A 25,914-nucleotide genomic window follows, 5' to 3' on the forward strand; every position below is an offset into this window, starting at 1 on the left:
GCCGAACAAATCGCGAATATGCGAAAGATTGCGCGCAATGGACGGGATGACAAGCGCCCTCCATCCGTATCACGGGAAGGGTTGCTGATGTCCACAGCTCATTTGGCTTTTAGATGCTGCGCCGCTATTGCGATGCTAGCCGTGGCGAATTTACCCGCCGCCGCGCTCGAACTCAAGAGCTACAAGGACGACCTGTTCGCCTATCCCGCCATCCTCTCGCAGGAAGATAATGGCGCCTTCATCACGGTCGATTACCAGGAAATGCGCGACATCAACGGCCGCGACGATATTCCGGAGCGACGGGCTAAAGGCAAATATGTCTCGCTTGGTGCCAAACGAGGGCAGGCATTCGAAAACATCTCGGCAAGTGGGCGGTCGGTCGACGTGCTGCGGGTTGGCGATCTCGCCGGCGCCAAGTTTGCCGTCATCTTCATCCATGGGCGCGGCGGCGACCGCAAGCTGGGGGCCAACGACTTCAGCTTCGGCGGCAACTTCAATCGGCTCAAGAATCTCGCCGTTGAAAATCGCGGTGTTTATTATGCGCCAAGTGTAAAGACCTTCGACAGCGATGGCGCTGCGGATATCTCGGCGTTGATCGGCTATATCGCCCAGACCGCGCCGCAGGCGAAGATCGTGCTTTCCTGTGCCTCGATGGGCAGCTTCATTTGCTGGGGCATCACCAAGGAGGCGAAGACGGTTGGCGAACTGACGGGGATGATGGTCATGGGTGGCGCGACCGATGCCGATTTCAGCAACAGTGCCGCGTACAAAGCCAAGCTGCCGATGTTCTTCAGCCATGGGTCGCATGACAGCGTTTATGCCGCGGCCGACCAGGTGAAGCTTTACAAGTCACTGATCTCGGCGAGTTACCCGACACGCTTCGTGCTGTTCCAGACCGGTTCGCATGGCACACCGGTGCGGATGACGGACTGGCGCGACAGTCTCGACTGGATCTTCGCCCAGTAGCACTGAGCCTCGCTTTTAAAGGAGCGAGGCGAGGGTGGCGTGCAAACAAAAAACCGCCGGATTTCTCCAGCGGTCTTTCAATTTCTTGCAGATCTCACCACTTAGGAAGCGTTGCTTCCCATCGGCGTCAGTTCGATGTTAGCGAACTGCCTGGCGGGCAACCTTGCGGATGTCTTCGCGGTTGATGCCGAGGTCGCCGAGTTCGCGGTTGGTCATGCGGCCGAGTTCGGTGATGGTCTGGCGATACTTGACCCAGTTGTTGTAAGCGCGTGCGATGTTCATGGTCATTTCCTTTCGATCTGGCTGGCTTCCGTTTGGCGCCGCCGTTTGAATTTCATGATCCGAAGATAATGCTGCATTGCACTATTTACCAGCGCTTTTGCGGCATCGCACCTATGCGTTTCTCGCAAGGCTTATTGATAAGTTATTAATAAAGCTCATTTTTTGTTCATCATTGCAGCATTTTCGGGCAGAAATTGCGGCGAATCTTGGATTGCGAGGCATTTGCCGAGGTTTTGGACATTTGACTTTTGGGTGAGCGGTCCGGCTTAGCCGGCACAGTTCTGCCGCTGATGGCCACTTCTTGAGCCGCACCGTGGTCCTTCAGGCAAGGCGCAGGCGCATAGCGTGCGGACAAAAGCGTAAACGCGCATGCTGGCATTTGAGCGAAGACCGGCTGCGGCCAACGCGTCATGGTTAAAAACTGTAATGATTACTGCTGGCTAAAAACAAAACGGCCACCGGGGGAGGAGGTCCGGTGGCCGTCGTTGGGTATGACTGACGACTGGGAGGAGGAGTGTCGTCAGTCAAATCGGAGGGCGCTGGGAGGAGGAGTGCGCTTGCTCCGAATTCTATGTCACTTCATCCGAAGTGGGCTCTTTCATCCGTTGCCGGGCGCGGCCTGCCAGATCCGCTTTCATCGTTCAGCTCGTTGCCGTTCGATGATTTATATATAGACCGCCGTTTCGATTTTGTGCAGCGCAATATTCTCATAGGAATTATGCGAAAACCGCATGGCTCGAGAGCGAAACGAATTCAGTAAGCTCTACATTACGAAATGATGATTTAGAAAGCGTTAACGAGAGGCCCGAACGTGCCGCGGTTGTACGGACAAAATTCGGGGTGGGATATGCAGTTGGAGATCGACGCAAATTCGTCGTGATCCTCAGAACAGCAGATGTTTGCTGGGCTCCACCGCGTCATGCGCGTTACGCCATGCCCTACGCCCAGAAGGGACGGCGAAGACCGCTTTGTCGACCTCATTTGCCTCGATCCTGGCGGGGCTTTCGTTGTCTAGATCTGAGGATTTGCGCGGTAATTGTCTCAGGCGCGGTACGTTACGGTAACATGAAGTGTTTTCCGCAGCTTGGCGGCGGCATCACGTCTTTCTGATGTGTCTCGCAGGACTGTTGTGGCCCCTGCAAAGCCTGCAAATGCCGGCTATGTAACCGTAACGTACTCGATTCTTTTCCGCGCGCGGACTAGCATCTGCAACCGAGGCCCCGTCCACACATGGCAAAATCACATTCGGCTGGCTGGTGCCCCACGCGAGAGCATGGCAACTCCATTTTGTGACGATAATGATGTCCAGAGACAACATGTCCAGGGGACTGCTCAAGCTGATGGTGCGTCTCCCCGCGTTGCGGAGCGACTTGCAGCGCTTGCACAGCCATGATCGGACCTTGCGTGATCTTTGCGATGCCTATGACGAGGCCACGCAGATGCTGGCGCGGCTGCGCAGCAATCCCCATTCCGATGGTGCGATCATCTCGGATTACGAGACCGTCTGTAGCGGGCTTGAGAGCGAGGTCGTGGAGCTGTGCTCGGTCTGGGGCTCGAGTGTTCGATAAAAACACAACTGTTTGCAACAACTTACGGTAATCTTCACCGTCTGTTCCAGATTGTGCTCGCCAACTAATATACTGCGCGTTAGGATCGCACTTCAATGCTCTATTCCACTCTGACAATAACCGTGGGGGTGTGTGTCGTGGAAGAGGATAGATATACGATTGCGCCGGATGCGGTTGATTTGTGCGCGGCAAAAGCCGAGATCGAACGTCTGCTCGCGGACTCCCGTTTTCACCTGACAGACCGAAACCGCGCCTTCCTGCGCTATGTTGCCAACGAGAATTTCGCTGGCAACCCGAAGGGCGCCAAGGCCTATGCTGTGGCGATCGATGTTTTCGGCCGTCCATCGAGTTTCGACCCGGCAACGGACCCTATCGTCCGCATCGAGGCTGCGCGTGTCAGGGCAGCGCTCGATCAGTATTACGAGGCGTATGGCATGGCGCACCAGCTGCGCGTCAGCCTGCCGCGCGGCCACTATGTGGCTGAATTTTCCGTTATTCCCGAAGGGGTTGTCTCCCGGCCGCATAACGAGAGGCTGCCGCCATCCGAACGTTTTCTTGCGATTGAAGCGAGCCCGATGCCTGTCGCTGCTGATGCCATCGAAAGTGCTGCCTCAAACGTGCGTTCGAGCCACTGGAGCAGGCTTGCGGTTGGCGCAGCCGCATTCGCTGCAGCAGGAACTTTGCTGGTGCTCGGTACCATTCAAGTCATTGCTCCCGCAAAATCCACGCCTCAGCGGGTCGTCGACAAGCCGCTTGTGAGTTTCATTGTCACGACCCGCGATCCGGTCAACGGCGAACGGATGGAGAATCTCGAAGACGACCTGATGGTTGCCGTGCAACGCTTTGGCACGTTGCGCATCACCAACAATCAGGTCACCGCCGCAATCCAGCCCGTTGCGGGGCTGGCCGGTGCTTATCGCGGCCTCGGGCAGGATATGAGCAACTATCAGGTTACCCTCAAATACAAGGTCGGAGTGGGTGAGCGGAGCGTGAAATGGGCTGTGCTCGAGGCACGCAGCGGCGAGACGTTGGCTTCCGGTGAGGAGAACGCGATGACCGCCGGGCGCTCCATTGACGATGTCGATGCAGAACTGGTTTCTGCGCTCGCGCTGCGTTTCGGTTCGGGCCTCAGCCTGCTCGGCGATCTTGAGCTGGACAGGGACCCTGCGGCCAACACCATAGGCAACATATGTGTGCTGCGCGGTGAATATGCTCTCGGCCGCGGCAGAACCGCCGACATCATACTGGCGCGCTCCTGCCTGACATCGACGCTGAATTCAAACGAACGCAATGCCGATGCCAATGCGACACTTTCACGTGTCCTTGTGGCAATCGATGAGGCGGCGGGTTCCTCCGCACATTCCGCCGAAGCACTGGCGCTGGCCAACAACGCTGTCTCGATGGCGCCTGGTTCCGACCGCGCGCTTGCCGCCCGCATGGTGGCGCTTTACGCGAATTCCCGACCCGATGCTGCCGTGTCAGCGGGCAATGATGCGTTGAATGCCAATCCCCTGAATGGCGAGATTGCCGGTGCCTTTGCGTTGCGCCTTTACGCCAGCGGTTCCTGGGCGAAGGGCGTGGCACTTGCACGCAAAACCCTGAAGCAGCCCGAACTTGTTTCCTCCGATGCCAAACTCGTGCTTGCGCTCGAAAATTATCGCGGCGGAGCCTTCAAGGCGGCGCTACGGCAACTGGACACCATGGTCGGAAACGACACGATCGGCGCTGCCGTGAGGATCGCCGCGCTGGTGCGAATGGGCAAGCAGCAGGAAGCGATTGCCGCGCTGGACGAGGCGCAGCGCCTGCATCCGCAGTTTCGCAAACTGCTTGCCGCGATTCTGGATATCCGACACTTCGACCCCGGCCTCACGGCAATGCTGACCCGCGATCTCGCCGCAGCCGGCGCGCAAAGCTGAGCTGTGTTCTGCGCCTATGACGGCTCCTTCCAAAATCGGCTATGCACCTTACGTTACGGAACATTTGCCGTAACGTACTTGCAACTTTCCATCGGAGTGAAACGCTGTTGCTCGGGATTGGGGCGACTGTTTCGTCAAGGGCTGCCGGATGATACCGCGCGTATCGCTGCGTTCGCCGCCGGCCGGGGCGCAGTTGCAATACTGCTGCAATACTGCCGCAACGCGACAGTCGAAACGGTCGCAACGCGGGTAGTGCGCAACTTTCGGGGTGGCGAGGGGCATGGAATCATGTGACGCTGCTAATATGGGACCGCGGTCGAACAGGGCGACCGTGAATATGATGCGGGGAGTTTTATGATGACCAGTAGTCGTCTTCGGACCATTTTTTCGCTGTCAATGCTGGCGTGTTGCGCGGCCCATGCCGGCAATGCGACAGCCGCTGAGGGCGGAGCGGGCTTCTACCTTCTCGGTTCCAAGGGGCCGGGAGCCGCGATCATGCCCCCGGCTGGGGTCTTCTTCCAGAACGATTTTTACTACTATTCCGGTGATCTGGGTGGCGGCAAGAAGCTGCAGACGGGCGGCAAGGTGGCCGTCGGCGTCAATGGCAAGGCCGCGATCGAAATTCCGACCGCGCTCGTGGTGCTGCCGGAGAATTTCCTCGGTGGCAAGGTCGGGCTGTCCATGAGCCTGCCGCTGGGATGGAAAAACACGTCCGCAGACGTCACATTCGATGGACCGCTGCTTGGGCATCGCAGCACGGGGGTCTCCGACGACGTCTTCACCATGGGTGACCCGATCGTCAGCGGCATGCTCGGCTGGGAGCAGGGCAATTTCCACTGGCAGGTCGGCACATTGATCAATGTGCCGATTGGCGACTATCAAAAAGGCGAGATTTCCAATATCGCCTTCCACCATTGGGGTGCTGACGTGTTTGCCGCCGGCACTTACTTCGATCCTGCAACCGGCTGGGACTTTTCCGGCGTGCTGGGCCTGACTATGAATGCCGAAAATCCGGCAACGGACTACAAGACGGGTAACGAATTCCACTTTGAAGGCGCGATTTCCAAGCAGTTCAATGAGCAGTTTTCCGCTGGTATCGTCGGCTACTACTATGATCAGGTAACGGGCGACAGCGGCGACGGCGCCAAGCTCGGCGCGTTCAAGGGACGGGTTGCGGCTCTCGGCGCCACCGTCGGCTGGAACTTCAAGGTCGGCGAAGTGCCGCTCGCGACGCGGTTGAAATATTTCCACGAATTCGACGCCCGCAATCGTGCCGAAGGCGATGCAGTGTTTGCGACCCTGTCGATGCCGCTGGCGATTTTCGCGCCGGCAAAATAAGGCGAGCTCGGGCGGCGTCCCAATCTGCTATGAAGATTAAAAGGCTTCCTTCGGGAGGCCTTTTTCGTTTGCGCGCAGCGTTTCACATCCGCCCGGCCTGGATCGATCATATGGAAGACCGGGCGTCCGCCTGAGGCGTCCGCCCGGCCTCAAAATCCCCGCTGCCCATCGTAGGGGCGCCGGCAGCGGGGCCTTCGCAACGGCAATGTAACCGTAACGTACTTGTTTTTACGCTGGCTACGGAGAATGGATCAGTAGTTGCTAAAGTTGGCGAAATTTTCATGGGGAGAAGAAAGCATGTGGTCCAATTCTCATCCTGGCCGAAAGGCGCTGTTTGCTGGAGTGATGGCATTCAGCCTCATGGCGCCGGCGGCATTGGCGGCAGAGAGTACAGATGATGCCGAGGTCCTCCTCAAGGCAATGTCGGATTATCTGGGTTCCCAGCAGTCATTTTCGTTCGACTACCAGTCCTCGGTCGAGGCGGTGACGCCAAGCTTCGAGAAGCTGCAATTCGTCAGTTCCGGTACGGCCACGGTCAACCGACCCGACAAGCTGAGGCTGACCCGCAGAGGCGGCTTTGCCGATCTCGATGTCAGCTTCGACGGCAAGAAGCTCACGATTCATGGTAAGAACCTGGATGCCTATGCCCAGATCGAGGCCAAGGGCACGCTGGACGATCTGTTCGACCAACTCACGGCCAACGATGTCGGCGCACCGGGCTCGGATCTGTTTTCTGCGCATTCCTTCGAGCTTCTCACCGAGGAGGTGACGGAGGCCAAACATGTCGCCAGCGCCGTGGTCGGCGGGGTGGACTGCGAATATCTGGCCTTCCGGACGCCAGAGGTTGACTGGCAGATCTGGATATCAAGCGGTCCCAAGCCAGTGCCGATGAGATATGTCGTGACCACCAAGCATGTGGCGCAAGCGCCTCAATACACACTGCAGATCAGCAACTTCAAGACCGGCAGTGAGGTGGCGAAGACAAGCTTCAGCATCGAGTTACCTAAGAACAGCAAGACGGTCGATCTGAGCGAACTCGGCATGATCGACGAGTTGCCAACGCCCACCGATGACACGGGAGCACAATGATGATAACTTGGAAAAAACTCTCGACGCTGCTTCTGGCGCTTGCTTTCATGCCGGCCGACCTGTCGATTGATGGCGTGAATGTCGCCACATTAACCGTCATGCTGGCAACGCCCGCCGAGGCCCGGGTCGGGCATCCGCTGACGCCGTTGTCCTACGCCGGCGTTGCCAGGCGTACCACGCGCCGGGTTGCCCGCCGGACGACGATCCGGGTGAACTCATTGCCTGCAGGATGCGTCTACGGGGCCTACTACGGATCTTATTACTACCGCTGTGGTGGCGCCTACTATGCTCGCAGCGGCGGCGCGTACGTGAAGGTCGTTATCGAATAGCTGCATGCGATGTTCCTCATCCGTTGGCGCTGCCTGGTCTGTGCCATTGGACCCAAGGCCACTACGAGATGTGTGTGGTGGTACGCAAATACGTCGAACGCCATTTTCCTCCGTGCAAATGTTGAGAGGTACCGAAATGTCTTCGTCACCCTTCCGATCCGAAACCGCGCTCTGGACCGTGCTCCTGCTCGGCCTCACATTCGCCCTCGGCATATCACTGCCATCGGCTCTACAAGCGCAGACCACCACTGCCGCCGCGGATGATGCGGCTCAAGCAACCGCCGATGATAGCGACGCTGACGAGCCGCTTAGCGAAGACGAGCTTCAGGTGCTCGTAGCGCGCATCGCGCTCTATCCGGACGACCTGGTTGCGCTCGTCACGTCTGCCTCGATTTATCCTCTGCAGATCGTGGAAGCTGAGCGCTATCTCGAAAAGAAAAAGAAAGACAAGTCGCTGAAGCCGAAGACTACCTGGGACGGCAGCGTTATCTCGCTGCTGAATTACCCCGACATCGTCAAGATGATGAGCGAAGATCTCGAGTGGACGCAGGATCTCGGCGATGCGCTCGCCGCTCAGCAGAAGGATGTGCTTGTGGCCATCCAGCAGCTTCGGGACGAAGCCGTAGCCAAGGGCATCATCAAGACGGACGACAAGATCAAAGTGGTCCAGCAGGACAACGATGTCATTATCCAGCCGGTCAATAGCGACAAGGTTTATGTACCGCGCTATGAGCCGGAGATGCTCTACACGTCGGACTATGCGCCAGCGCCGATCACCTATTATCCCGATCCCTATCCCAATTATTACTATCCGAATGCACCGTACTTCGCCGCCGCCGTGACCGGGGTGGTCTGGGCTGCAGCGGTCAACTGGGGCGATTATGGTGTCTGGGGCGGGCGTTGGAACAATGATGTCAACATCGACTGCAACAAGTGCCTCAACAATATCAATGGCCGCGTTCGGATGAACGACGTGGATTGGCGCAACGTTGATCGCAGCAAGATGAACTTCGATCGCAATCAGTTCAACAATTTCAACCGCAACGACTTCAACAAGAGCCTGAGATCCAACAACAACAGTTTCGACAACCGGGTGAACAACGCCCGCAAGTCGGGCAACACCAGCATCGGTAACAACCGCTCGGGTAACAGGGTGTCGGCCAACGATGTGCGTGCGGCGAAGAATTCCGGCAACAGGGTTAAGGTCAACAACAACGTCAAAGTCGATAAGAGCCGCAACGACAATCGGAAGGTCAACAACAAGCAGACGGCCAACCGGAAGAACGTCGGCAACAAAAATTCGAAGGCTAACCAAGCGCGCAACAGCAACAAGATCAACAATGTCAAGAAGCGTTCTGACGTCAAGAGGAACTCCAATGTCAACCGGCAGGCGAGAAAGCCGAAACCAGGCGGGCGAGTGGATAATCGCGGTCGCCACCCCTCGGCGCTCGGCGAAGTCCGGAGCGGCAGGACGGCGCAGCGGCAATCCAATCGTGGTCGCGCTTCGATGAGCCACAACAGAGGCAGCGCGCGGATGCCCCGCGGCGGCGGCCGGCGTCGCTGATCATGACAATCAAGGTGGGAAAAACGATCATGTCCAAGTTCTATCATTCTCTCGTTCTGACGACGTTGCTCAGTGGCACAGTGCTTATGAGTGGGGCATTCTCGCAGGCGATCGCAGCGCAGGCCTCTATCGCAGATTATGCGTCGACCAAGGAGCCCCCGACCTTTGCCACGCCGGAAGAGGCGGTCGCCGCATTCAAGACGGCGCTTGCCACCAATGATATCGCCAAACTCGCCGATCTTCTCGGGCTCGACGCCGCCAAGGCCAAGACCAGCGATGGTGCTGCGGACACGTATCAGGCGATCCGCGACGGGGCGGCCAAAAGCCTTATCGTGCGCGAGGTCGATGGAGCCAAGATCCTCGTCCTGGGTGACCGGCTCTGGCCGATGCCTTTCCCGATCTCCAAGGGTGAGGACGGTAAATGGTCGTTCGACACATTTGCCGGGTTGCAGGAAATTCTCAGCCGGCGCATCGGCGAGAACGAATTGCAGACGATCGACACCATACGCGACTATGTCGATGCGCAGATCGAATATGCGCAGACCGATCGCGATGGCGACGGCGTGCTCGAATACTCCCAGAAGCTGCTGAGCACCGAAGGCACGCATGATGGTCTCTACTGGCAACGCGAAGAGGGCGATACGGAGGAGGACGATGACAGTCCGGGAGGTGCGGCACTCTCAGCAGCGGCCTATGCCAAGGCGAAAGCCGGCGAGGGCTACTTCGGCTACCACTACCGCATCCTTACGGGACAGGGCGCCAACATCGCCGGCGGCCAGTATGACTATATCATCAACGGCAATATGATCGTCGGCTTCGGGCTGGTCGCCTGGCCGGTGAAATACGGCGAGACCGGCGTGAACACCTTCGTCGTCAGCAAAGAAGGGATCGTTTATCAGGCCGACCTTGGCGAGAACACCGACAAGCTGGCGCGGGATATCAAGCGTTTTAATCCCGGCGACAAGTGGACGATCACGGACGACTAATTGCCGATTACAGGTCAGTATCGAAAGCGTCCGGGCCACTCGATCCGGGCGCCTTTGCTTTTCGGCCGCATGTTTTCCGACGAATGAATGCACCCACCGGCTTTTCTTGTCATCTTCGGGCAAGAATAGAGCGATATATGCTGCCGAGCTCAGCACTCGGGGGAATGCATGGAACGCCTGAAACTCTATCTTTCGCCGCGGTTTATTACACTGACGGGCTCGGCGCTGATTGCGCTTCTGTGTGCGGTGTTGATCCTGACGGGCGAGACGTCCTATTGGGCACTTGTGCCGCTATTTGTCTTTTCCTTCCTAACAGCGATCGGTGTCCACGATGTCCTGCAGACCAAGCGGTCGATCCTGAGAAATTACCCGATCTCGGGTCATGCTCGCTTCATCATGGAAGATCTGCGGCCGAAGATACGCCAGTACTTCTTCGAGGGCGAGAAAGATGGCAGGCCGTTCCCGCGCGACAAGCGCTCGCTTGCCTACCAACGCGCCAAGGGCCAGCTCGACAAGCGGCCCTTCGGCACCGAATACGATGTCTACGAGCCGCGCTACGAGTGGATTTCGCATTCATTGGCGCCGACCCATCTGGCAGACCCGGACTTCCGCGTTCGTGTGGGCGGCCCGGAATGCAAGCAGCCGTATGACGCCTCGGTGCTCAACATATCAGCGATGAGCTTTGGATCGCTGTCGGCCAATGCCATTCGTTCGCTCAACAAAGGTGCGAAGCTGGGTGGCTTTGCCCATGACACTGGCGAAGGTGGCCTGTCGCCCTATCACAAGGAGAACGGCGGTGACATCATCTGGGAACTTGGTTCCGGATACTTTGGCTGCCGCAATCCCGACGGCACTTTCTTGCCCGAACGCTTTGCCGCGACGGCTGGGCTCGATCAGGTCAAGATGATCGAGATCAAGCTCTCGCAAGGTGCAAAGCCGGGTCACGGCGGTGTGCTGCCGATGGCCAAGATCAGCGAAGAGATCGCCGAAATCCGTGGTATCCAGAGGGATCGGGACTGTGTCTCTCCGGCCGGCCATCCGGCATTTTCAACGCCGCTCGAACTCGTGGCCTTCATTGCGCGTCTTCGTGAGCTATCCGGCGGCAAGCCGGTCGGGTTCAAGCTTTGTATCGGGCATGCCCATGAATTCCTGGCGATCATCAAGGCGATGCTGGAGACGGGCATAACGCCGGACTTCATCGTTGTCGATGGCAAGGAGGGGGGCACCGGGGCAGCACCTTCCGAATATATCGACCATATCGGCATGCCGCTTCGCGAGGGTCTGAGCTTTGTGCACAATGCGCTGGTCGGCGCAGGCTTGCGCGACCGGGTCAGGATCGGTGCGTCCGGCATGATCATTTCGGCCTTCGACATTGCCCGGGTGATGGCATTGGGTGCCGATTGGGTCAACATGGCGCGCGGCTTCATGTTTGCCATCGGCTGCATCCAGTCGCAGGCCTGCCATACCGATACCTGTCCTGTGGGGGTCGCGACCCAGGATCCCAACCGCCAGCGGGCGATCGTTGTGCCCGACAAGGCGACGCGCGTCGCCCAGTTCCATGGCAAGACGCTGGAAGCGCTGGCCGAAGTGGTGGCCGGCGCCGGGCTCTATCACCCCTCTGAATTCCGGCCTTTTCATTTCCACAAGCGCATCAACCACAGCCAGGTGACGACGTTTACCCATCTCTATCCGGCGCTGGCATCCGAGGAGTTACTGCAAGGCACCGAAGACGTCCGATTCCGCATTCCCTGGGATATCGCCCGTGCCGAGACGTTTCAGGCAGCCTAAAGGACAGCAGTTGAATGTTTGCTCTCTCCAGTTCGTCATAAGCGACAGGAATTCGCCGTTCCATCATCCTGCCCGGTTTGCAAGCAGGATAGGAAGGTGAGAAAATGTCACTCTTGAGAGATGAGGGAATCAGATGATGATCCGGCTCGCCGCGTTGATTATGTTGGTTGGTGGTGTATTGGCGAATGCGGCATGGGCGGAAGAGCTCAAGACTGTTCCCGAAAACAAGATCGAGATGCAGCTCTCTTTTGCACCTCTGGTCAAGCGCATCGCCGGCACCGTGGTCAATGTCTATGCCGACAAGCAGGTAACGCGCCCGACGCTCTACTCCGATCCGTTCTTCGAGGAATTCTTCGGCCAGCAGATGCCCAACCGTACGGAGAAGCAGAGCTCGCTCGGCTCCGGCGTCATTATCGATGCGAAGGGACTGGTCATCACCAACAACCACGTGGTTGCCGGGGCTGACGATGTGCGGATTGCATTGGCCGATGGCCGCGAGTTCGCGGCGAAAGTGGCGTTCAAGGATGAGCGGCTTGATCTGGCGCTGCTGAAGATCGATGCTGGCAAGGATGGCCTTGAGGCGCTGACGGTCGGCGATTCCGATGCGGTTGAGGTGGGTGACCTGGTACTTGCCGTCGGCAATCCGTTCGGGGTCGGCCAGACCGTTACCTCGGGTATCGTCTCGGGCCTGGCGCGCAGCAAGATCGGCGAGGGCGACTTCTCCTATTTCATCCAGACCGATGCCTCGATCAATCCCGGCAATTCCGGCGGTGCGCTGATCAACATGAAGGGCGAATTGATCGGCATCAACACGATGATCTATTCGCGCGATGGCGGTTCGAACGGTATAGGCTTTGCCATCCCCGCCAATCTTTTGAAGGTGTTCATATCAGCAGCCGAAGGCGGCCAGCCCGGCTTCACACGGCCCTATATCGGCGCATCCTTTGAACCGGTGACGTCTGAAGTTGCCGAGGCGCTCGGATTGACGATCGCCCGTGGGGCGCTGGTCGCCAAGATCATCGATGGCGGTCCGGCAGCAACTGCGGGCCTCAAGGTTGGCGATGTGATCCTTGCCGCGAATGGTCACGCCGTCGAACATCCCGACGCGCTCGGCTACCGCCTGACCACGGCGGGGCTTGGCGCGACGGTCAAGCTCACTGTGTCGCGCAATGGCGCGGAGCGTGAGGTCTCGCTGAAGCTGGAGCAGGCGCCCGAAACCCAGCCCAAGGACGAGCGGTTGATCGATGGCCGCAATCCGTTTGCAGGTGCTCTTGTGGCCAATCTCTCGCCGCGACTGGCAGAATCGTTGCAGATGGCGACTGAGCTCAAGGGTGTGGTGATCGAGGACGTGACCCGTGGTTCGCCGGCCGCTCGGCTGGGTTTCGAGCCGCATGACATCATCATCAACGTCAACGGCGAAAACATTACCAACACCGCCACATTGCAGACAGTCGTCGAGGCTGATGCGAGCTTCTGGCGCGTCGAGATCGAGCGCGACGGCCAGCGCATCCGGCAGTTCATCCGATGAACGAGCTTTTCACCCAGGCCGGAACGTCAAATGCGCCACGGCCGTTGGCCGACCGGTTGCGCCCCAAGACGCTCGCTGAGGTTAGCGGCCAACCGCATCTGACCGGTCCGGACGGGGCGCTAACGCGGATGATCGAATCCAAGTCGCTGGGCTCGATGATCTTCTGGGGACCGCCGGGAACCGGCAAGACAACGGTGGCTCGACTGTTGTCAAACGAGACCGATCTCTATTTCGAACAGATATCGGCGATCTTTTCGGGGGTCGCTGATCTCAAAAAGGTGTTCGAGGCCGCGCGCATGCGGCGCGGGCAGGGACGGCAGACGCTACTGTTCGTCGACGAGATCCATCGCTTCAACCGTTCGCAACAGGACAGCTTTCTGCCCGTCATGGAGGACGGCACGATCGTGTTGGTGGGTGCAACGACCGAGAACCCATCCTTCGAACTCAATGCCGCGCTCTTGTCGCGGGCGCGGGTGCTGACTTTCAAATCGCATGATGAGGAGAGCCTCAAAGCGCTGATCGGCCGCGCCGAGGAAGAGACGGAAAAGCCGCTGCCGCTCGACGAGGATGCGCGTGCGCTGCTGATCACGCTTGCCGACGGTGACGGCCGCGCGGTGCTGACCCTTGCCGAGGAGGCGTGGCGGGCCGCGCGCGACGGCGAGATGTTTGGCCCCGAGGATCTGCTGAAAGTCGTGCAGCGCCGCGCGCCGATCTATGACAAGGGTCAGGATGGCCACTACAATCTGATCTCGGCGCTGCATAAATCGGTTCGTGGATCGGATCCGGACGCTGCGCTCTACTACTTTGCCCGGATGATCGACGCCGGCGAGAATCCGCTGTTTCTCGGCCGTCGGCTGGTGCGGATGGCGGTCGAGGATATCGGCCTGGCCGATCCGCAGGCGCTGGTGGTCTGCAATGCGGCCAAGGACGCCTTCGACTTCCTGGGTTCGCCGGAGGGCGAACTGGCGCTTGCCCAGGCGGTGGTCTATCTTGCGACCGCGCCGAAATCGAATGCCGTCTATACCGCTTTCAAGGCAGCGACGCAGGCGGCCAAGTTCAACGGTTCGCTGCTGCCGCCCAAGCATATTCTCAATGCGCCGACCAAGCTGATGACCAGCGAAGGGTATGGCGACGGCTACCGTTACGACCACGACGAGCCCGACGCCTTTTCCGGCCAGGACTACTTTCCGGAGAAAATGGGCCGCCGACAATTCTACAAGCCGCCGGATCGTGGTTTTGAGCGTGAGATCAACAAACGGCTCCAGTATTGGGCCAACCTGCGGCGTGAGCGGCAGAACAAGTGACAAGCAAGAACGGGACTTTTATGACGAATCTGGCGACCATCTGTATTCCAAGCAATCGACCTCTGATCGAGGCAGTCGAGCCGCTGTGGAGCGCGATCAATTTTGCCGAGGCGAAGGGCATGAAAGTCGTGATCTCGGACAATTCCGGCGATCTTGAAAAGCGCGAATACTTTGCCGGGGCGCCGGAGCATGTGAAGTACATCGCGGACGGTCCCGAGAGTGCAGCCGAAAACGTCTTGTCCGCGTTGTCTGCAGCCGATAGCGAATTCGTACTGCTGCTGGGCGACGACGATTTCATCAGCGCCAAGGAAGATGTGCCCGGCATCGACTTCTCGTCTTTGTTGCCGGATGTCATCGGGGTCAAGCCGCGCATCGAGCTCTGGAGCGCCGAGGGTGGCGTCAGCGAAGTCAACGAGTTCACGCTCTCTGAAGGCGATGCGGCCTCTCGCGTGATTGAGTATTCCCGGAAAATGGGGGGCGGTAACTCCAGCTATTACTCGTTTTTTCGCGGTGGTGCTCTCAAGGAAATCTACCGGCTTTTCATTGGCCATCATCCGACAAAGGTCGGCAATTCCGACTTCGCACTGGTTTATGCGCTCGCCGCGACCGGGAAGATCGTCCACGATCCGTCGATCACCATTCGCTACGACAATGCCCGCTGGGCAAATTTCGAAGCCGCAAGCCAAGCCATGGACAAGCTGTTCGATGATGCCGGTCTACCGCGCGAGGCCCGGCCCTACATGCTGCTGTTCCATTATCTCGACAGCTATGTCCTGATGTTTCGCGACGGCCCCGACATGCCGGTTGCCGAGCGCTACAAGGCCGCCTATGCCCTTGGCCTAGTCTTCCTCAAGAAGCTGATCTCGCGTGCCAACGAGACGCCGACTGACTATACTGCGGCGATGGATTTGTTTCCGCACCTCGCCGAGGCCGTGAATTCGGACGATCCGGACATCAACAAGATGTTTCACATTGCTGGTCTGATTGCAGACAGGGTAAAGCCGGGTCTCAAGCAGCAATACGACCAGTATCTGCTCGCCGCCATTCACGGCACCCCAACCGCCTAAACCAAACAAGAATAGAAGGTTATCCATGCCGGAACTCAACATTATCTCCGAAGTCGCATCGCATGGCGGCATGCAGGGCGTGTTTTCGCACGCATCCGAGGCGTGCAAGTGTGACATGACGTTTGCGGTCTTCGTGCCGCCTCAGGCCATCGAGGGTCCGCGACCGGTGCTTTGGTATCTCTCGGGGCTGACCTGCACGCACGCCAACGTGATGGAGAAGGGCGAATACCGTCGGCTGGCCGCCGAACTCGGCCTGATCATCGTCTGCCCCGACACCTCGCCGCGTGGCAATGATGTGCCGAACGAACTCACAAATTGGCAAATGGGGCAGGGCGCGGGATTCTATCTCGATGCTACTGAGGCGCCGTGGGCTGAGCACTTCCAGATGTACACCTACATTACGCAAGAGTTACCGGCGCTGATCGGCAGCACCTTCCGCGCCAACATGCAGCGGCAGGGGATCTTTGGTCATTCGATGGGCGGCCACGGCGCGTTGACGATCGCGCTCAAGTACCCCGACCGCTTCAAGAGTTGCTCGGCGTTCGCGCCGATCGTCCAGCCTTCGACTGCCGACTGGTCGCAACCGTCGTTCGAGAAGTATCTCGGCCCGGATCAGGCGGCGTGGCGCAAGTATGATGCGGTGTCGCTGGTGGAGGATGGCGCGACCTTCCCGGAAATCCTCATCGACCAGGGGCTGGCCGACGGCTTCCTGCAGACGGGTCTGCGTCCGTGGCTGTTTGAGGAGGCTGTCGAGGACACCGACATCAAGCTGACGCTGCGCAACCATGAGCGCTATGATCATTCCTATTATTTCATATCAAGCTTCATGGAAGATCATTTGCGCTGGCATGCGGAACGGCTGCTGAAATAACAAAAAAAGCCCGGCATCGACCGGGCTTTTTAACGTTCTCAAGGCGCGATGCTCAGCACTTCTTGTCCATCGTCTCGACGCAAGGCTCGTTGTCGGCGGGGGCGGCCTCGGCTGTCTTGGGTTTGATCGTCACCTTGGCCTTGGCGCCGGATTCGAGCGCGTTCTCGGCTGTCGCGGCACTGTCTGTCTTGAGCTTGGCGCCAGGAAGGATCACTGCCTTCGCAGGCTTTTCCACCGCGCCGACTTTCGTGCGCGAATTCAGCACCGGATCTTCGTCAGCGCCGATACGCTTCATGGACTTGAGGGGGACCACGGTGACTGGAACGACTTCTTCATGCTTTGCCAGACGCGGCTGATCATCCTGCATGCGCGTCGAAATTACCACGCGTTGATTGGGCAGTTCGCGGAGGACCGGCTGGCTCAGCCCGTATTCGACACGAAGGCGCGAGACGATGGCTTCGACCACGGCATTGTTGAGGGCGCGCTGGTTGAAGGCGAAGGCCTGGATGGCGAAGTCGCGGTTGAGCAGCACCATGCCGTTCTCGACGTCCGCAAGCACGACATTGACATCCGCCTGGGCAGTCACGCCATCATAGGCCTGGCCCTTGGCTATGCCGACAATATGGACCTGCATGACCGCGTGCAGCATCGGTACGGGCCGAACGGTGTCGCGGACAGCCTTCTTGAGTTGGGTCTGGGTGTTGCGCAGCACGGAAGGCGAAACGTCGGCTGCAGCGGTGACCACAACTGCACGGATTTCCACCGAGCGCGGTATGTCGTCGACCGTCTTCGGGCGGGGCGCGCAAGCCGCCAGGATCGTGGCAAGAAGTGTGAAAAACAAAGCGCGCAGCAGAAGGCGAGGCATGGGGCGAATCCCTTGGAAAAACTCTTGCCCCAGAATTAACAATTATGGTTAGCGAAGGGTTAAAATAGCTGAAATCTCTAAGGATTTCCGAACGAAACGGTTGACGTCGTCGGCTTGCAAGGTGCCCGACGTGCCCACAAGCTTGGCTGATCCGCGAGATTGCTTTCAGCTCATTCGGTACATCAGCATTTATCTGCAAATACCTTAAAATGCTAATGTATTGATTGAACTAGGCGCGCCGATCAATGATCGCATCGAACAGGTCGGCTGCTGCCTTCATCTCGATCCAGCGGGTATTGCGGCGCGCTTCCGCTTCAGCATCGGCACCCCACAGCTGGATATTCCAGTCTTCATCGGCATGGGCCGCCTGCCAGGTCTCTTCGGCCGTCAGCCTGCCTTCGGCAAAGGCCAGGGACAGCAGCGCCGAACCAGTGAGGGTTGTGATCGTATGCAGGCAGGCGAGTTTCAGCGCCGAGCGGTGCTTTTCCAAAGTGTCGGCATAGGCCGCAATCGCCTCGTCGGGCTGCTCGCGGTAAATAATGCCTTGGGCGAGAATGAAGCGTGCGCCGAGCTCGTCTGCGGCCCAGTAAACGACGGGGTCCCACAGCCGCGCCTGATGGGCTACCAGCGATTCCGGACTTTCGGCGCGATAGCAGAGCAGGTCGGTGCCGGCGAATTTGACGATATCGTCGAACACCGCGTCGATCTCGGCTTCGATGCCATCCATCGAGGTGTTGACCAGACGGGTCAGCGGCATTTTGACGGGATTGATCTCGGCGATCTGTGCATCCCACTCGCGCGCCAGCATATCGGCGGCTGCGGCAGTCGGCACCGCAAGCGCACGCTTACCCGGCGTCTTGACGGGGCGGCCATCCAGCAGGATCGAAAAGCCATCCGGTGTGCCACTCGTCGTCACGTCCTTGTAGAAACGCTTCGGCAGCGGTTGTTTCATCTGGATCTGGGCGCGGCGAACCGGATCGACGTCCGACAGGATCGGGCCGGAGAGGTCGGAAAAGATATCTCGGATGGGCATGGTCTTGTTACCTCTCGATATGATCGAGGATTTCGTGCGGCAGGTTGACGATGACATCGGCGCCGGAGGCCCGGAGGTCATCGACCTCACCGTAGCCCCAGGAGACGCCGATAGCCTTGGCACCGGCTGATTTGGCCATCAATATATCGTAGATCGCATCGCCGATGACAACCGTATCTGCGGGATCGATGCCGGTCTCGGTGCAGCATTCGAGCACCATGGCCGGATCAGGCTTGGATGGGCAATCGCTGGCCGTACGCGAAACGACGAATGTTTTGTGGAAGTTATGGGCGTCGATGATGAGATTGAGCGCCTTGCGCTCCTTACCCGTCACGGCGCCGATGACGACGTCGTTGCGCGCCTCAAGCGCGGCCAGCATCTCGCTGATGCCTTCGAACATCGGTTCCTGGAATTCCGGCTCCGTGCGAACGGGTGCATAGATGTCCTTGTAGTGCTGGGTCATGGCCCGCACCCGGTCGTCGACCTCGTCGTGGCCCATGATGCGTGCGATCGCCGTGTCCAGCGTCAGGCCGATGATCGACTTTGTCTTGGCATAGTCCGGCCGCTCGAGGCCGTGGTGCAGGAATGTCCGCACCATCACTTCATGGATCAGCCGGCCGCTATCGACCAGCGTGCCGTCGCAATCGAAAAGAACGAGTTTCATTTCGGGAAAATTCCATTGACCTCGTCGATGTCGCCACCGTCGGATTCTTCGAAACCCAGCAGGTTCCAGGTCTGCACCATATGCGGCGGGAGGGGAGCCGTGACGCGCAGCCGGCCTCCATCGGGATGCGGGATATCGATGTGGCGAGCGTGCAGATGCAGCTTGTTTTGAACGCCGCCAGGGAAATCCCAGCCTTGCTCGGCCTCGAAATATTTGGGGTCGCCGATAATCGGATGGCCGATATGGGCGGCATGGACACGCAACTGATGGGTGCGGCCGGTATAAGGTTCCATGACCAGCCATGCCAGCCGTTGGGCGGCCTGTTCCCGGACCTTGAAATAGGAGACGGCGTGGTCAGCACCATCCTCGCCATGCTTGGCGATGCGCATCCGGTCGCCGTCCGGTGTCTGTTCCTTGACCAGCCAGGTGGAAACCTTGCCTTCGGCAGGTCGCGGCACGCCCTTGACCAGTGCCCAATAGGTCTTTTGGGTGTCGCGCTCGCGGAAGGCGCCGGTCAGTGCCTGCGCCGCGCCACGGGTGCGGGCAATCACCAATACGCCTGACGTGTCGCGGTCGAGACGATGGCAGAGCCGTGGCTTTTCGCCCTTGGGGCTCGTCCATGCTTCGAGCATCTTGTCGACATTGCGGTAGACCCCTGAACCACCTTGTACGGGCAGGCCATGCGGCTTGTTAAGCACGATGACCTTCTTGTCCTCGTAGATGACCATGCGCGACAGAAGCTCGTGGTCGCTGGAATGCGAGAGCTCCTTGCCGCTGAGCGGCTTGCCCTTGTTTTCATCGGCGTCGATCGGCGGGATGCGAATGGTCTGGCCGGGCTGGACGCGGGTATCGGATTTCACCCGCCCGCCATCGACACGCACCTGACCGGAGCGCAGCAACTTCTGCAGCGGACCGAAGCCGAGGCCGGGATAGTGAACCTTGAACCAGCGGTCGAGCCGCATTCCGGCTTCGTCGCCTTCGACCTGTCTGTGTTCTACGCTTGCCATAGTCTAAACAATCCTTTTCCGGTGCCTTTAGAGCAAAGCGCGTACAAGCGCCAGTCCTGCAAACACAGCGAACAGGGAAACCAGCATGCTGACGGCAACGTAGGCGAATGCCGGCACCATCGCGCCGCGTTCGACCAACACCGCTACATCAAGCGAAAAGGCAGAAAAGGTGGTGAAGCCTCCGAGGAAACCGGTGACGATAAGCAGCCGCAATTCCTGCGAGGCGCCGAAACGTCGCGCTATCAGCTCCGTGAAGACGCCGATTGCGAGCGAGCCGACCACATTGACGGCGAGCGTGCCCCACGGAAAATTCGGCCCGAACAGACGTAAGGTCAACGAGCCAGTAAGATAGCGGGCGACGGAGCCGATCGCTCCGCCTATGGCGACAAGGATGATCTGGAGCATAGGCATCTTATAGCGCTTCAACTTTGTCCAAGGCCAGCCACGCGCAGCCGATAATCCAATGGAAAACGCGCCCAAACGAAACGAACCGCTCCGAAGAGCGGCTCGTCACAGGCACAGATTTAGTGAGGTCACTGCAAGACCTGCACGACGGTATTTGTTCGGGGATCAATGATCACCCGCTGATTGTTGACGATTGCGTAAGCATAGGTGTCATCGTCTGGCACCGGCCGCACGATAATGGCCGACGGCAGCGGCTTGCCGACAACGATCGGCTGCTCAATGACGACAGGGTCGCTCGGGATCGGCTGCTGCTGGACGTAAGTAACGACCTTCTGCGGCGGAGGATCAAGGGCTACACCCGCGGCCAAACCCACTGCGCCACCGATCACGGCGCCAACGGGGCCACCGACGACGGCACCTGTCACGGCGCCACCTGCAAGACCTGTTACCTTGGCATCATCGTCACCAGCATAAGCATATGAGCCAGCAGCGGAAAGGGCCACAACGGCGGCCATAAGAATCTTGGTTTTCATCTCTTTTCTCCTTCACATTGCCTGTGCCTATGCAGGGCTAACGTGCCCGCAGGGGGATGGTTCCGATGTTTCGAAGCGAGACGATGTGCGGCAAAATGGCTCAGTCTGGTGCTCATTCAAGGTCTCGATTGACAACAGCGAACTTTGGTCGCATGCGTTTCGCGACGGTCGAGAGCCGTCAGTTTCAAAGGAAGAAACACATGGACCCCTCCAGTCGAAGATCGACGCCAACCTAACGGCCTGTCCGCTGAGGAAACCATGTTTCTGCTCCGGACGGGAAGACATTCCTGAAGGAGCATACCAATGCTGCGCACCTACATCCGCGAAGCCGGACAGCTTGTCCTGCGCGACCTCTCCGTAGCGACCGAGACACCATCCGCCGCCGTCTGGTACGATCTCATCAATCCGACGCTTGACGAAAGCCGGCTTGTCGAGAAGGAACTGGCGATTGCCATACCGACCCGCGATGAGATGGAAGAGATCGAGCTCTCTGCCCGCCTCTATCAGGAGGACGGTGCCGAGTTCATGACCATGACCGCGCTGATCGATCTCGACGGCGACAACCCGGTCAAGACACCGGTGACCTTTGCCCTGAAGGGGACATCGCTGGTCACGGTGCGCTATTCCGAGCCGAAGCCGTTTTTGCTTTTCGCGAGCAGGGCGCTCAGGACGAATGGCCAGACCTATAGCACCGGCGAGTTGATTATGCTGGGCCTCGTCGAGGCGGTCATCGACCGGTTGGCCGATGTGCTCGAACGCGTCGGCAACGAAATCGACGGCATTTCGCGTGAAGTGTTTCGCAGCAAGGTCGCCAGCGCCACCAAGAAGACGCGCGATCTGCAGTCGCTGATCGAGCAACTGGGGCGCAAGGGCGACCTGCTGACAGGCATTCGGGAAAGTCTGGTCAGCATGTCGCGGCTCGTGGCCTATCATGCGGCGCTCGAAAATTCGGCCAAGAAGCCGACCAAGGAAACCAAGCAGATGATCCGGCTCTTGCAGCGGGATGCGTCCTCGCTTGGCGATCACGCGGCGTTCCTGTCCGGTAAGATCAATTTCCTGCTGGATGCGACGCTGGGCTTGATCAATCTCGAGCAGAACCAGATCATTAAGATCTTCACCGTCGCCTCGGTGGTGTTCCTGCCACCGACGCTTGTTGCCTCGATCTATGGTATGAACTTCGAAGGCATGCCGGAATTGCGGTGGTTCCTCGGCTATCCCTGGGCGATGCTGCTGATGATCCTGTCGGCGGCGCTGCCGTTCTACTATTTCAAGCGTCGCGGCTGGCTCTGAGCTCCGCTGCCTTAACCCTGCTCTGCCGCCTTCGCCCGGCGGCAGAGCTTTTCCAGCGTTTCAAGGAAAGCGGATCGGTCGCGCGGACTGAAGGCGGCGTTATAGCCCTTGCTTTCGCCGGTCTCCCTGAGGTGCTGGCCGAGGTCCCGCATAGCGGACGCCATGCCGATATTCTTCTCGTCGAAAATGCGGCCCGTCGGACCCGTGACATGCGCGCCCTTGGCGACGCACCGCACCGCAAGAGGCACGTCTGCGGTAACGACGATGTCGTTGACGTTGGTGTTTTCCGCGATCCAGTCATCGGCGGCATCGAAGCCCGCCGAGACGATGATGTTGCGGACCATTGGGTCGCGCGAGGGGCGCAGGCCCGAATTGGCCACCAAAGTCACCCTCAGGCCGTGACGTTCAGCGACTTTGAGGATTTCCGGTTTGACGGGGCAGGCGTCGGCATCGACAAAGATCTCGGTCATCTGGCTTTCTTAGGGGACAGCAATTCCTGGAACAGCTTGGATAACAGCAAATTTCTGTCGATCAACCCCACTGGGCGACGTTGTGCGTCGACGGCGATCAAATAGGTGAGGCCCAATTCGGTAAGGCGCTCCAGCGCCTCGGCGTTGGTTGCGTTTGCCGAGATGTAGTCGGTGCTAAAGCATGGTGCATCGAGCCAGTCGGCATCTCGGGTCGAGTCTAGTACGGCCTGAAATGTCTTGCGCGGCGTACCGCTCGGCTGCGCCGACATCTCGATATAGCGCAACACCGAATTGCCGTGGCCGGACGCTACGAACTTACCATCCTTGTCCACCACCGCGATGTGGGTATCGTAGTCATAGGCTTGGAAGAATTTGATGTAGTCCCGGACGTCATCCGCTTGATAGTACCCCCGGCGCTTGTCCTTATCGATGGTGATGGCGATATGGCTGGTTCGCGGCAGGTTCTTGGCCATCGACGACAGACGCTCCACTCCTTCCTTTTTCAGGAGGTGCATGGTTTCCGTGGTATTGAGCATATTCTGCATGCCCGACTTGGACACCGGCTCGCTGCTCTTCTGAATAAGCTTGAGCGCTATGCCTCCGGGCAGGGAGAGTTCGCTTAACCTGTTGGAGATGAGTAGCCATACGACCAGCGGGAAAACCAGAAGCAGCGCAAGGCTGATATTGTCCGCCTTGATCTCGAGATATTTGAGGAAGAACAGTGCAACGGCAAAACAAGCAAGAGGGACAACCACATCCCTACGCTTACTAAAGTAATCCGCAAACGCTGTTCTGTTCGAGCGCACTTTGGATTTCCCGGCAAATATATGCCCTCGCGCTGCCGCGATCGTTGATCGCGACAACCCTAGGTGATGTTCCGGATTTCTGCAAGAAAAATGCTTTTGGTTTACTTTGGCAGCCAGTTTTCGGCCGATGCCTTGTCGGAGCCGCCATAAGTCCAGACGCCCTGCCAGTGGCCGTCAGGTTGCTGGAAATACATCGCCATGCCGAACGATTTCTGCGAGACATAGCCGACGGAGATCGCCGTGTCGTCAGGGCTCGCCGGACCCATCTGGAACCGATCGCCGACGAATTTGGCACCGAGGCCGGTGCCGATGAATTCGGTGCCGCCGACATTCCAGACCACGGTGTAGGTTTCGCCATTGCGCGTGACGGCAACGGTTCCGGTATAGTCACCGCCGTCCGGGTTCTTGCCCTGGACCTGGTACTGGCCCGTGGGATCGGCCCAGGCGATGGCCGGTGCGGCAATGATAAGGCAAGCGGCTGCGATCGTTCTAATGTGCATAGGGTCCCTCCGGTGTTGCGCGCTCTTGTGTCGGCGCGTCGGTCAAATTCCGATGATTGATACACCTGTTTTTCAAAAGCCTAGAAGGCTGAGCGTCGTACTATTATCGGGAGAATTTCAGGCGTTATGTCCGGCTCAGGATTTGGGGCCGGCCATGACAGGTTTCGGGGTTGAGATCGCCTTCTCGGTTTTCAGCGCCCGCACGACGATCTTCTTCTTGCCTGCCTTTGGCGTCCAGTTTTCGGTCGCCGAACGGCCGGCGCCGTCATAGGCCCAGGCTCCACGCCAGACGCCATCTGGACCTTCATAATAGAGCGCGGTGCCGACCGTATTGCCCGAGGAGTAAGCGACCGAAAGGATTGTGTCTTCGTCGCTTGCGGGGCCCATGCGATAACCTTCGCCGACCAGGCGGCCGCCAATGCCGACCCCTACGGTCTGGCTGTCGCCGATCGTCCAGACGACCTTGTAGGTGTCGCCATTTCGCGTGACCTTCACGGTGCCGGTGTATTCGCCTGATTTATCGGGGTTGGTGCCGAGGACGTCGTATTTTCCGGCGGGATCGGCGAGCGCTGAAGAGCCGCTCAGGACGGCCAGCAAGGCAAGAGTGGCGGACATCAGGCGCATCGGGAAGCTCCGGCAGAATCGTGTTGCCGGAGCATAATATCGGCTGGTTTTATTCCGCGTTAACGGCAGTGTGGCTTAGCCTTGCCATACCGGCAACAGGTCACCAGATTCCATCGTCGCATCATGGACGCCGCGCGCGACGGCGCGCGCCATTGTCGAGCAAGCGGCCGCAGACAACGCGATGAAATCCTCCGCAGTGATTGCCTTGCCTGACGTGCCGGTCGCGAGCGCGAAGATCAGGTCGCCATCCATCGGCGTGTGCGAGGGCCAGATGGCATGCGCAAAGCCGTCATGTGCCGCAATCGCCAGCCGCTTTGCCTCGGCCTTGGTCAGGATAGCATCGGTGGCGATGACGCCGATCGTCGTGTTGCCGTCCTTGGGTTGGCCGAGATCGAGCTTGGTGAAGATCTCGCCGGCCCCGGGCGGGATTGTGGACGGCAGGCCAAGCCCGCCAAATTCATTGCCGATTTCAAAACCTGCTGCGCGGAAATGCTTCGTGTTGCCCCAGGTCACCGAGCCCAGGGCATTAACGGCGACCAGTGCTCCTATGGTGATGCCGTTCGGCAGCACTGTGGAGGCTGAGCCAAGCCCGCCCTTGAGCCCAGCCGTCAGCGCACCGGTGCCGGCGCCGTGTGAGCCCGTTTTGAAAGTATCGCCGGCTGACAGCGTTGCCGCATAGCCGAGTTCGCGATAGGGCGGGTAGAGTCCCCAACCTTTGTCACCGCCATTCAATAGGTCAAAAAGAATGGCCGCCGGCACGATCGGCACCCGGACCGGGCCGACTGCGAAGCCTCGTCCCATTTCGCGCAAGGCGGCCTGCGCCCCGGAGGCGGCATCAAGGCCGAAGGCAGAGCCGCCGGACAGCGCGATGGCATCGACTGCCTGCACCGTGTTGTGCGGTTCCAGCAGGTCTGTTTCGCGCGTGCCCGGTGCGCCACCCATCACATGCACGGCGGCCGTTGCTGAGGGGTCGCACACCACCACCGTTACGCCTGACTTGAGCGCGCGGTCCTCTGCGTTGCCGACTCTCAGGCCCGCAACGTCCGTGATCAGGTTTTTGGGGCCGGATTTCATGGATTTGTCCTCAGATACTCAAAGTTTGCCTGCACGTCCGGGGTCTC

26 protein-coding genes are annotated in these 25,914 nt (G+C 59.1%); 14 read left to right on the top strand and 12 right to left on the bottom strand.

Annotation, left to right across the window (positions count from 1 at the left end; genetic code table 11):
• The first annotated feature begins 87 nt into the window (after positions 1–87).
• Positions 88–966: an alpha/beta hydrolase gene (locus tag ACXHRN_RS10025; RefSeq protein ID WP_488641168.1), complete on the top strand. Its 879-nt coding sequence runs from the start codon at positions 88–90 to the stop codon at positions 964–966.
• 138 nt (positions 967–1,104) lie between these two features.
• On the opposite strand, the gene ACXHRN_RS10030 is transcribed toward ACXHRN_RS10025, so the two are convergent.
• Entirely contained in the window at positions 1,105–1,248 is a 144-nt protein-coding gene (locus ACXHRN_RS10030) for a DUF1127 domain-containing protein (protein ID WP_488641169.1), read from the bottom strand.
• Positions 1,249–2,564: 1,316 nt separating this feature from the next.
• Between ACXHRN_RS10030 and ACXHRN_RS10035 the strand changes: the two genes are divergently transcribed.
• The 12 genes from ACXHRN_RS10035 to fghA all read left to right on the top strand — a co-directional run bounded on the left by ACXHRN_RS10035 (position 2,565) and on the right by fghA (position 16,596).
• The gene (locus tag ACXHRN_RS10035; protein ID WP_488641170.1) at positions 2,565–2,816 is read left to right on the top strand and encodes a hypothetical protein; all 252 of its coding nucleotides are present in this window, start codon (positions 2,565–2,567) and stop codon (positions 2,814–2,816) included.
• Between the two features lie 95 nt (positions 2,817–2,911).
• Entirely contained in the window at positions 2,912–4,732 is a 1,821-nt protein-coding gene (locus tag ACXHRN_RS10040) for a hypothetical protein (RefSeq protein ID WP_488641171.1), read from the top strand.
• A 354-nt stretch (positions 4,733–5,086) separates the two neighbouring features.
• Positions 5,087–6,070: a SphA family protein gene (locus ACXHRN_RS10045; RefSeq protein ID WP_488641172.1), complete on the top strand. Its 984-nt coding sequence runs from the start codon at positions 5,087–5,089 to the stop codon at positions 6,068–6,070.
• A gap of 297 nt (positions 6,071–6,367) precedes the next feature.
• Positions 6,368–7,159: a DUF2092 domain-containing protein gene (locus tag ACXHRN_RS10050; RefSeq protein ID WP_488641173.1), complete on the top strand. Its 792-nt coding sequence runs from the start codon at positions 6,368–6,370 to the stop codon at positions 7,157–7,159.
• Positions 7,159–7,488: a hypothetical protein gene (locus ACXHRN_RS10055; RefSeq protein WP_488641877.1), complete on the top strand. Its 330-nt coding sequence runs from the start codon at positions 7,159–7,161 to the stop codon at positions 7,486–7,488. The genes ACXHRN_RS10050 and ACXHRN_RS10055 overlap by 1 nt, the downstream gene beginning before the upstream one ends.
• A gap of 136 nt (positions 7,489–7,624) precedes the next feature.
• On the top strand, positions 7,625–9,052 hold the full coding sequence (locus ACXHRN_RS10060; protein ID WP_488641174.1) for a DUF3300 domain-containing protein: 1,428 nt from the start codon (positions 7,625–7,627) through the stop codon (positions 9,050–9,052).
• 29 nt (positions 9,053–9,081) lie between these two features.
• A complete protein-coding gene (locus tag ACXHRN_RS10065) occupies positions 9,082–10,038 on the top strand; it encodes a DUF2950 domain-containing protein (protein ID WP_488641175.1) in 957 nt (318 codons plus the stop codon).
• A gap of 168 nt (positions 10,039–10,206) precedes the next feature.
• Positions 10,207–11,826, top strand: coding sequence for an FMN-binding glutamate synthase family protein (locus tag ACXHRN_RS10070; RefSeq protein ID WP_488641176.1), 1,620 nt, complete (start codon positions 10,207–10,209; stop codon positions 11,824–11,826).
• Between the two features lie 133 nt (positions 11,827–11,959).
• Entirely contained in the window at positions 11,960–13,354 is a 1,395-nt protein-coding gene (locus ACXHRN_RS10075; protein WP_488641177.1) for a DegQ family serine endoprotease, read from the top strand.
• Complete coding sequence (locus ACXHRN_RS10080; RefSeq protein ID WP_488641178.1) at positions 13,351–14,658, top strand: replication-associated recombination protein A; 1,308 nt, start codon at positions 13,351–13,353, stop codon at positions 14,656–14,658. The genes ACXHRN_RS10075 and ACXHRN_RS10080 overlap by 4 nt, the downstream gene beginning before the upstream one ends.
• 20 nt (positions 14,659–14,678) lie before the next feature.
• Positions 14,679–15,725: a hypothetical protein gene (locus tag ACXHRN_RS10085; protein WP_488641179.1), complete on the top strand. Its 1,047-nt coding sequence runs from the start codon at positions 14,679–14,681 to the stop codon at positions 15,723–15,725.
• A gap of 25 nt (positions 15,726–15,750) precedes the next feature.
• Complete coding sequence (fghA, locus tag ACXHRN_RS10090) at positions 15,751–16,596, top strand: S-formylglutathione hydrolase (protein ID WP_488641180.1); 846 nt, start codon at positions 15,751–15,753, stop codon at positions 16,594–16,596.
• Between the two features lie 52 nt (positions 16,597–16,648).
• Here the strand turns inward: fghA and ACXHRN_RS10095 are convergent, their stop codons facing one another.
• The 6 genes from ACXHRN_RS10095 to ACXHRN_RS10120 all read right to left on the bottom strand — a co-directional run bounded on the left by ACXHRN_RS10095 (position 16,649) and on the right by ACXHRN_RS10120 (position 21,103).
• Complete coding sequence (locus ACXHRN_RS10095; protein ID WP_488641181.1) at positions 16,649–17,461, bottom strand: hypothetical protein; 813 nt, start codon at positions 17,459–17,461, stop codon at positions 16,649–16,651.
• A 229-nt stretch (positions 17,462–17,690) separates the two neighbouring features.
• Positions 17,691–18,488: an ATP12 family chaperone protein gene (locus ACXHRN_RS10100; protein WP_488641878.1), complete on the bottom strand. Its 798-nt coding sequence runs from the start codon at positions 18,486–18,488 to the stop codon at positions 17,691–17,693.
• 13 nt (positions 18,489–18,501) lie between these two features.
• Positions 18,502–19,158 carry an HAD-IA family hydrolase gene (locus tag ACXHRN_RS10105; protein ID WP_488641182.1) on the bottom strand — a complete coding sequence of 219 codons (657 nt, stop codon included), beginning with the start codon at positions 19,156–19,158 and terminating at the stop codon, positions 18,502–18,504.
• Positions 19,155–20,165, bottom strand: coding sequence for an RluA family pseudouridine synthase (locus ACXHRN_RS10110; protein ID WP_488641183.1), 1,011 nt, complete (start codon positions 20,163–20,165; stop codon positions 19,155–19,157). The genes ACXHRN_RS10105 and ACXHRN_RS10110 overlap by 4 nt, the downstream gene beginning before the upstream one ends.
• 27 nt (positions 20,166–20,192) lie before the next feature.
• Positions 20,193–20,570 (bottom strand): fluoride efflux transporter CrcB, encoded by a 378-nt coding sequence (crcB, locus tag ACXHRN_RS10115; protein WP_488641184.1) that lies wholly within the window; start codon positions 20,568–20,570, stop codon positions 20,193–20,195.
• Between the two features lie 128 nt (positions 20,571–20,698).
• Positions 20,699–21,103, bottom strand: a complete 405-nt coding sequence (locus tag ACXHRN_RS10120; RefSeq protein WP_488641185.1) for a DUF1236 domain-containing protein — start codon at positions 21,101–21,103, stop codon at positions 20,699–20,701.
• A gap of 303 nt (positions 21,104–21,406) precedes the next feature.
• On the opposite strand from ACXHRN_RS10120, the gene ACXHRN_RS10125 reads away from it, so the two are divergent.
• Positions 21,407–22,393: a magnesium transporter CorA family protein gene (locus ACXHRN_RS10125; RefSeq protein ID WP_488641186.1), complete on the top strand. Its 987-nt coding sequence runs from the start codon at positions 21,407–21,409 to the stop codon at positions 22,391–22,393.
• An 11-nt stretch (positions 22,394–22,404) separates the two neighbouring features.
• On the opposite strand, the gene ACXHRN_RS10130 is transcribed toward ACXHRN_RS10125, so the two are convergent.
• From ACXHRN_RS10130 to ACXHRN_RS10150, 5 genes are all read right to left on the bottom strand, one after another.
• Positions 22,405–22,863, bottom strand: a complete 459-nt coding sequence (locus tag ACXHRN_RS10130; protein WP_488641187.1) for a YaiI/YqxD family protein — start codon at positions 22,861–22,863, stop codon at positions 22,405–22,407.
• On the bottom strand, positions 22,860–23,669 hold the full coding sequence (locus ACXHRN_RS10135) for a hypothetical protein (protein WP_488641188.1): 810 nt from the start codon (positions 23,667–23,669) through the stop codon (positions 22,860–22,862). Before ACXHRN_RS10135 ends, ACXHRN_RS10130 begins: the two co-directional genes overlap by 4 nt.
• 101 nt (positions 23,670–23,770) lie before the next feature.
• Entirely contained in the window at positions 23,771–24,169 is a 399-nt protein-coding gene (locus ACXHRN_RS10140) for a hypothetical protein (protein ID WP_488641189.1), read from the bottom strand.
• A 135-nt stretch (positions 24,170–24,304) separates the two neighbouring features.
• Positions 24,305–24,793, bottom strand: coding sequence for a hypothetical protein (locus ACXHRN_RS10145; RefSeq protein WP_488641190.1), 489 nt, complete (start codon positions 24,791–24,793; stop codon positions 24,305–24,307).
• A gap of 75 nt (positions 24,794–24,868) precedes the next feature.
• Positions 24,869–25,867: a P1 family peptidase gene (locus ACXHRN_RS10150; protein WP_488641191.1), complete on the bottom strand. Its 999-nt coding sequence runs from the start codon at positions 25,865–25,867 to the stop codon at positions 24,869–24,871.
• Positions 25,868–25,914: the final 47 nt, after the last annotated feature.

Source organism: Shinella sp. OV683 (assembly GCF_057787725.1).

Coding starts and splice junctions, on each gene's coding strand:
- ACXHRN_RS10025 (WP_488641168.1), top strand. CDS start 88: ATGTCCACAGCTCATTTGGCTTTTAGATGCTGCGCCGCTATTGCGATG.
- ACXHRN_RS10030 (WP_488641169.1), bottom strand. CDS start 1,248: ATGAACATCGCACGCGCTTACAACAACTGGGTCAAGTATCGCCAGACC.
- ACXHRN_RS10035 (WP_488641170.1), top strand. CDS start 2,565: ATGTCCAGGGGACTGCTCAAGCTGATGGTGCGTCTCCCCGCGTTGCGG.
- ACXHRN_RS10040 (WP_488641171.1), top strand. CDS start 2,912: ATGCTCTATTCCACTCTGACAATAACCGTGGGGGTGTGTGTCGTGGAA.
- ACXHRN_RS10045 (WP_488641172.1), top strand. CDS start 5,087: ATGATGACCAGTAGTCGTCTTCGGACCATTTTTTCGCTGTCAATGCTG.
- ACXHRN_RS10050 (WP_488641173.1), top strand. CDS start 6,368: ATGTGGTCCAATTCTCATCCTGGCCGAAAGGCGCTGTTTGCTGGAGTG.
- ACXHRN_RS10055 (WP_488641877.1), top strand. CDS start 7,159: ATGATAACTTGGAAAAAACTCTCGACGCTGCTTCTGGCGCTTGCTTTC.
- ACXHRN_RS10060 (WP_488641174.1), top strand. CDS start 7,625: ATGTCTTCGTCACCCTTCCGATCCGAAACCGCGCTCTGGACCGTGCTC.
- ACXHRN_RS10065 (WP_488641175.1), top strand. CDS start 9,082: ATGTCCAAGTTCTATCATTCTCTCGTTCTGACGACGTTGCTCAGTGGC.
- ACXHRN_RS10070 (WP_488641176.1), top strand. CDS start 10,207: ATGGAACGCCTGAAACTCTATCTTTCGCCGCGGTTTATTACACTGACG.
- ACXHRN_RS10075 (WP_488641177.1), top strand. CDS start 11,960: ATGATGATCCGGCTCGCCGCGTTGATTATGTTGGTTGGTGGTGTATTG.
- ACXHRN_RS10080 (WP_488641178.1), top strand. CDS start 13,351: ATGAACGAGCTTTTCACCCAGGCCGGAACGTCAAATGCGCCACGGCCG.
- ACXHRN_RS10085 (WP_488641179.1), top strand. CDS start 14,679: ATGACGAATCTGGCGACCATCTGTATTCCAAGCAATCGACCTCTGATC.
- fghA (WP_488641180.1), top strand. CDS start 15,751: ATGCCGGAACTCAACATTATCTCCGAAGTCGCATCGCATGGCGGCATG.
- ACXHRN_RS10095 (WP_488641181.1), bottom strand. CDS start 17,461: ATGCCTCGCCTTCTGCTGCGCGCTTTGTTTTTCACACTTCTTGCCACG.
- ACXHRN_RS10105 (WP_488641182.1), bottom strand. CDS start 19,158: ATGAAACTCGTTCTTTTCGATTGCGACGGCACGCTGGTCGATAGCGGC.
- ACXHRN_RS10110 (WP_488641183.1), bottom strand. CDS start 20,165: ATGGCAAGCGTAGAACACAGACAGGTCGAAGGCGACGAAGCCGGAATG.
- crcB (WP_488641184.1), bottom strand. CDS start 20,570: ATGCTCCAGATCATCCTTGTCGCCATAGGCGGAGCGATCGGCTCCGTC.
- ACXHRN_RS10120 (WP_488641185.1), bottom strand. CDS start 21,103: ATGAAAACCAAGATTCTTATGGCCGCCGTTGTGGCCCTTTCCGCTGCT.
- ACXHRN_RS10125 (WP_488641186.1), top strand. CDS start 21,407: ATGCTGCGCACCTACATCCGCGAAGCCGGACAGCTTGTCCTGCGCGAC.
- ACXHRN_RS10130 (WP_488641187.1), bottom strand. CDS start 22,863: ATGACCGAGATCTTTGTCGATGCCGACGCCTGCCCCGTCAAACCGGAA.
- ACXHRN_RS10140 (WP_488641189.1), bottom strand. CDS start 24,169: ATGCACATTAGAACGATCGCAGCCGCTTGCCTTATCATTGCCGCACCG.
- ACXHRN_RS10145 (WP_488641190.1), bottom strand. CDS start 24,793: ATGCGCCTGATGTCCGCCACTCTTGCCTTGCTGGCCGTCCTGAGCGGC.
- ACXHRN_RS10150 (WP_488641191.1), bottom strand. CDS start 25,867: ATGAAATCCGGCCCCAAAAACCTGATCACGGACGTTGCGGGCCTGAGA.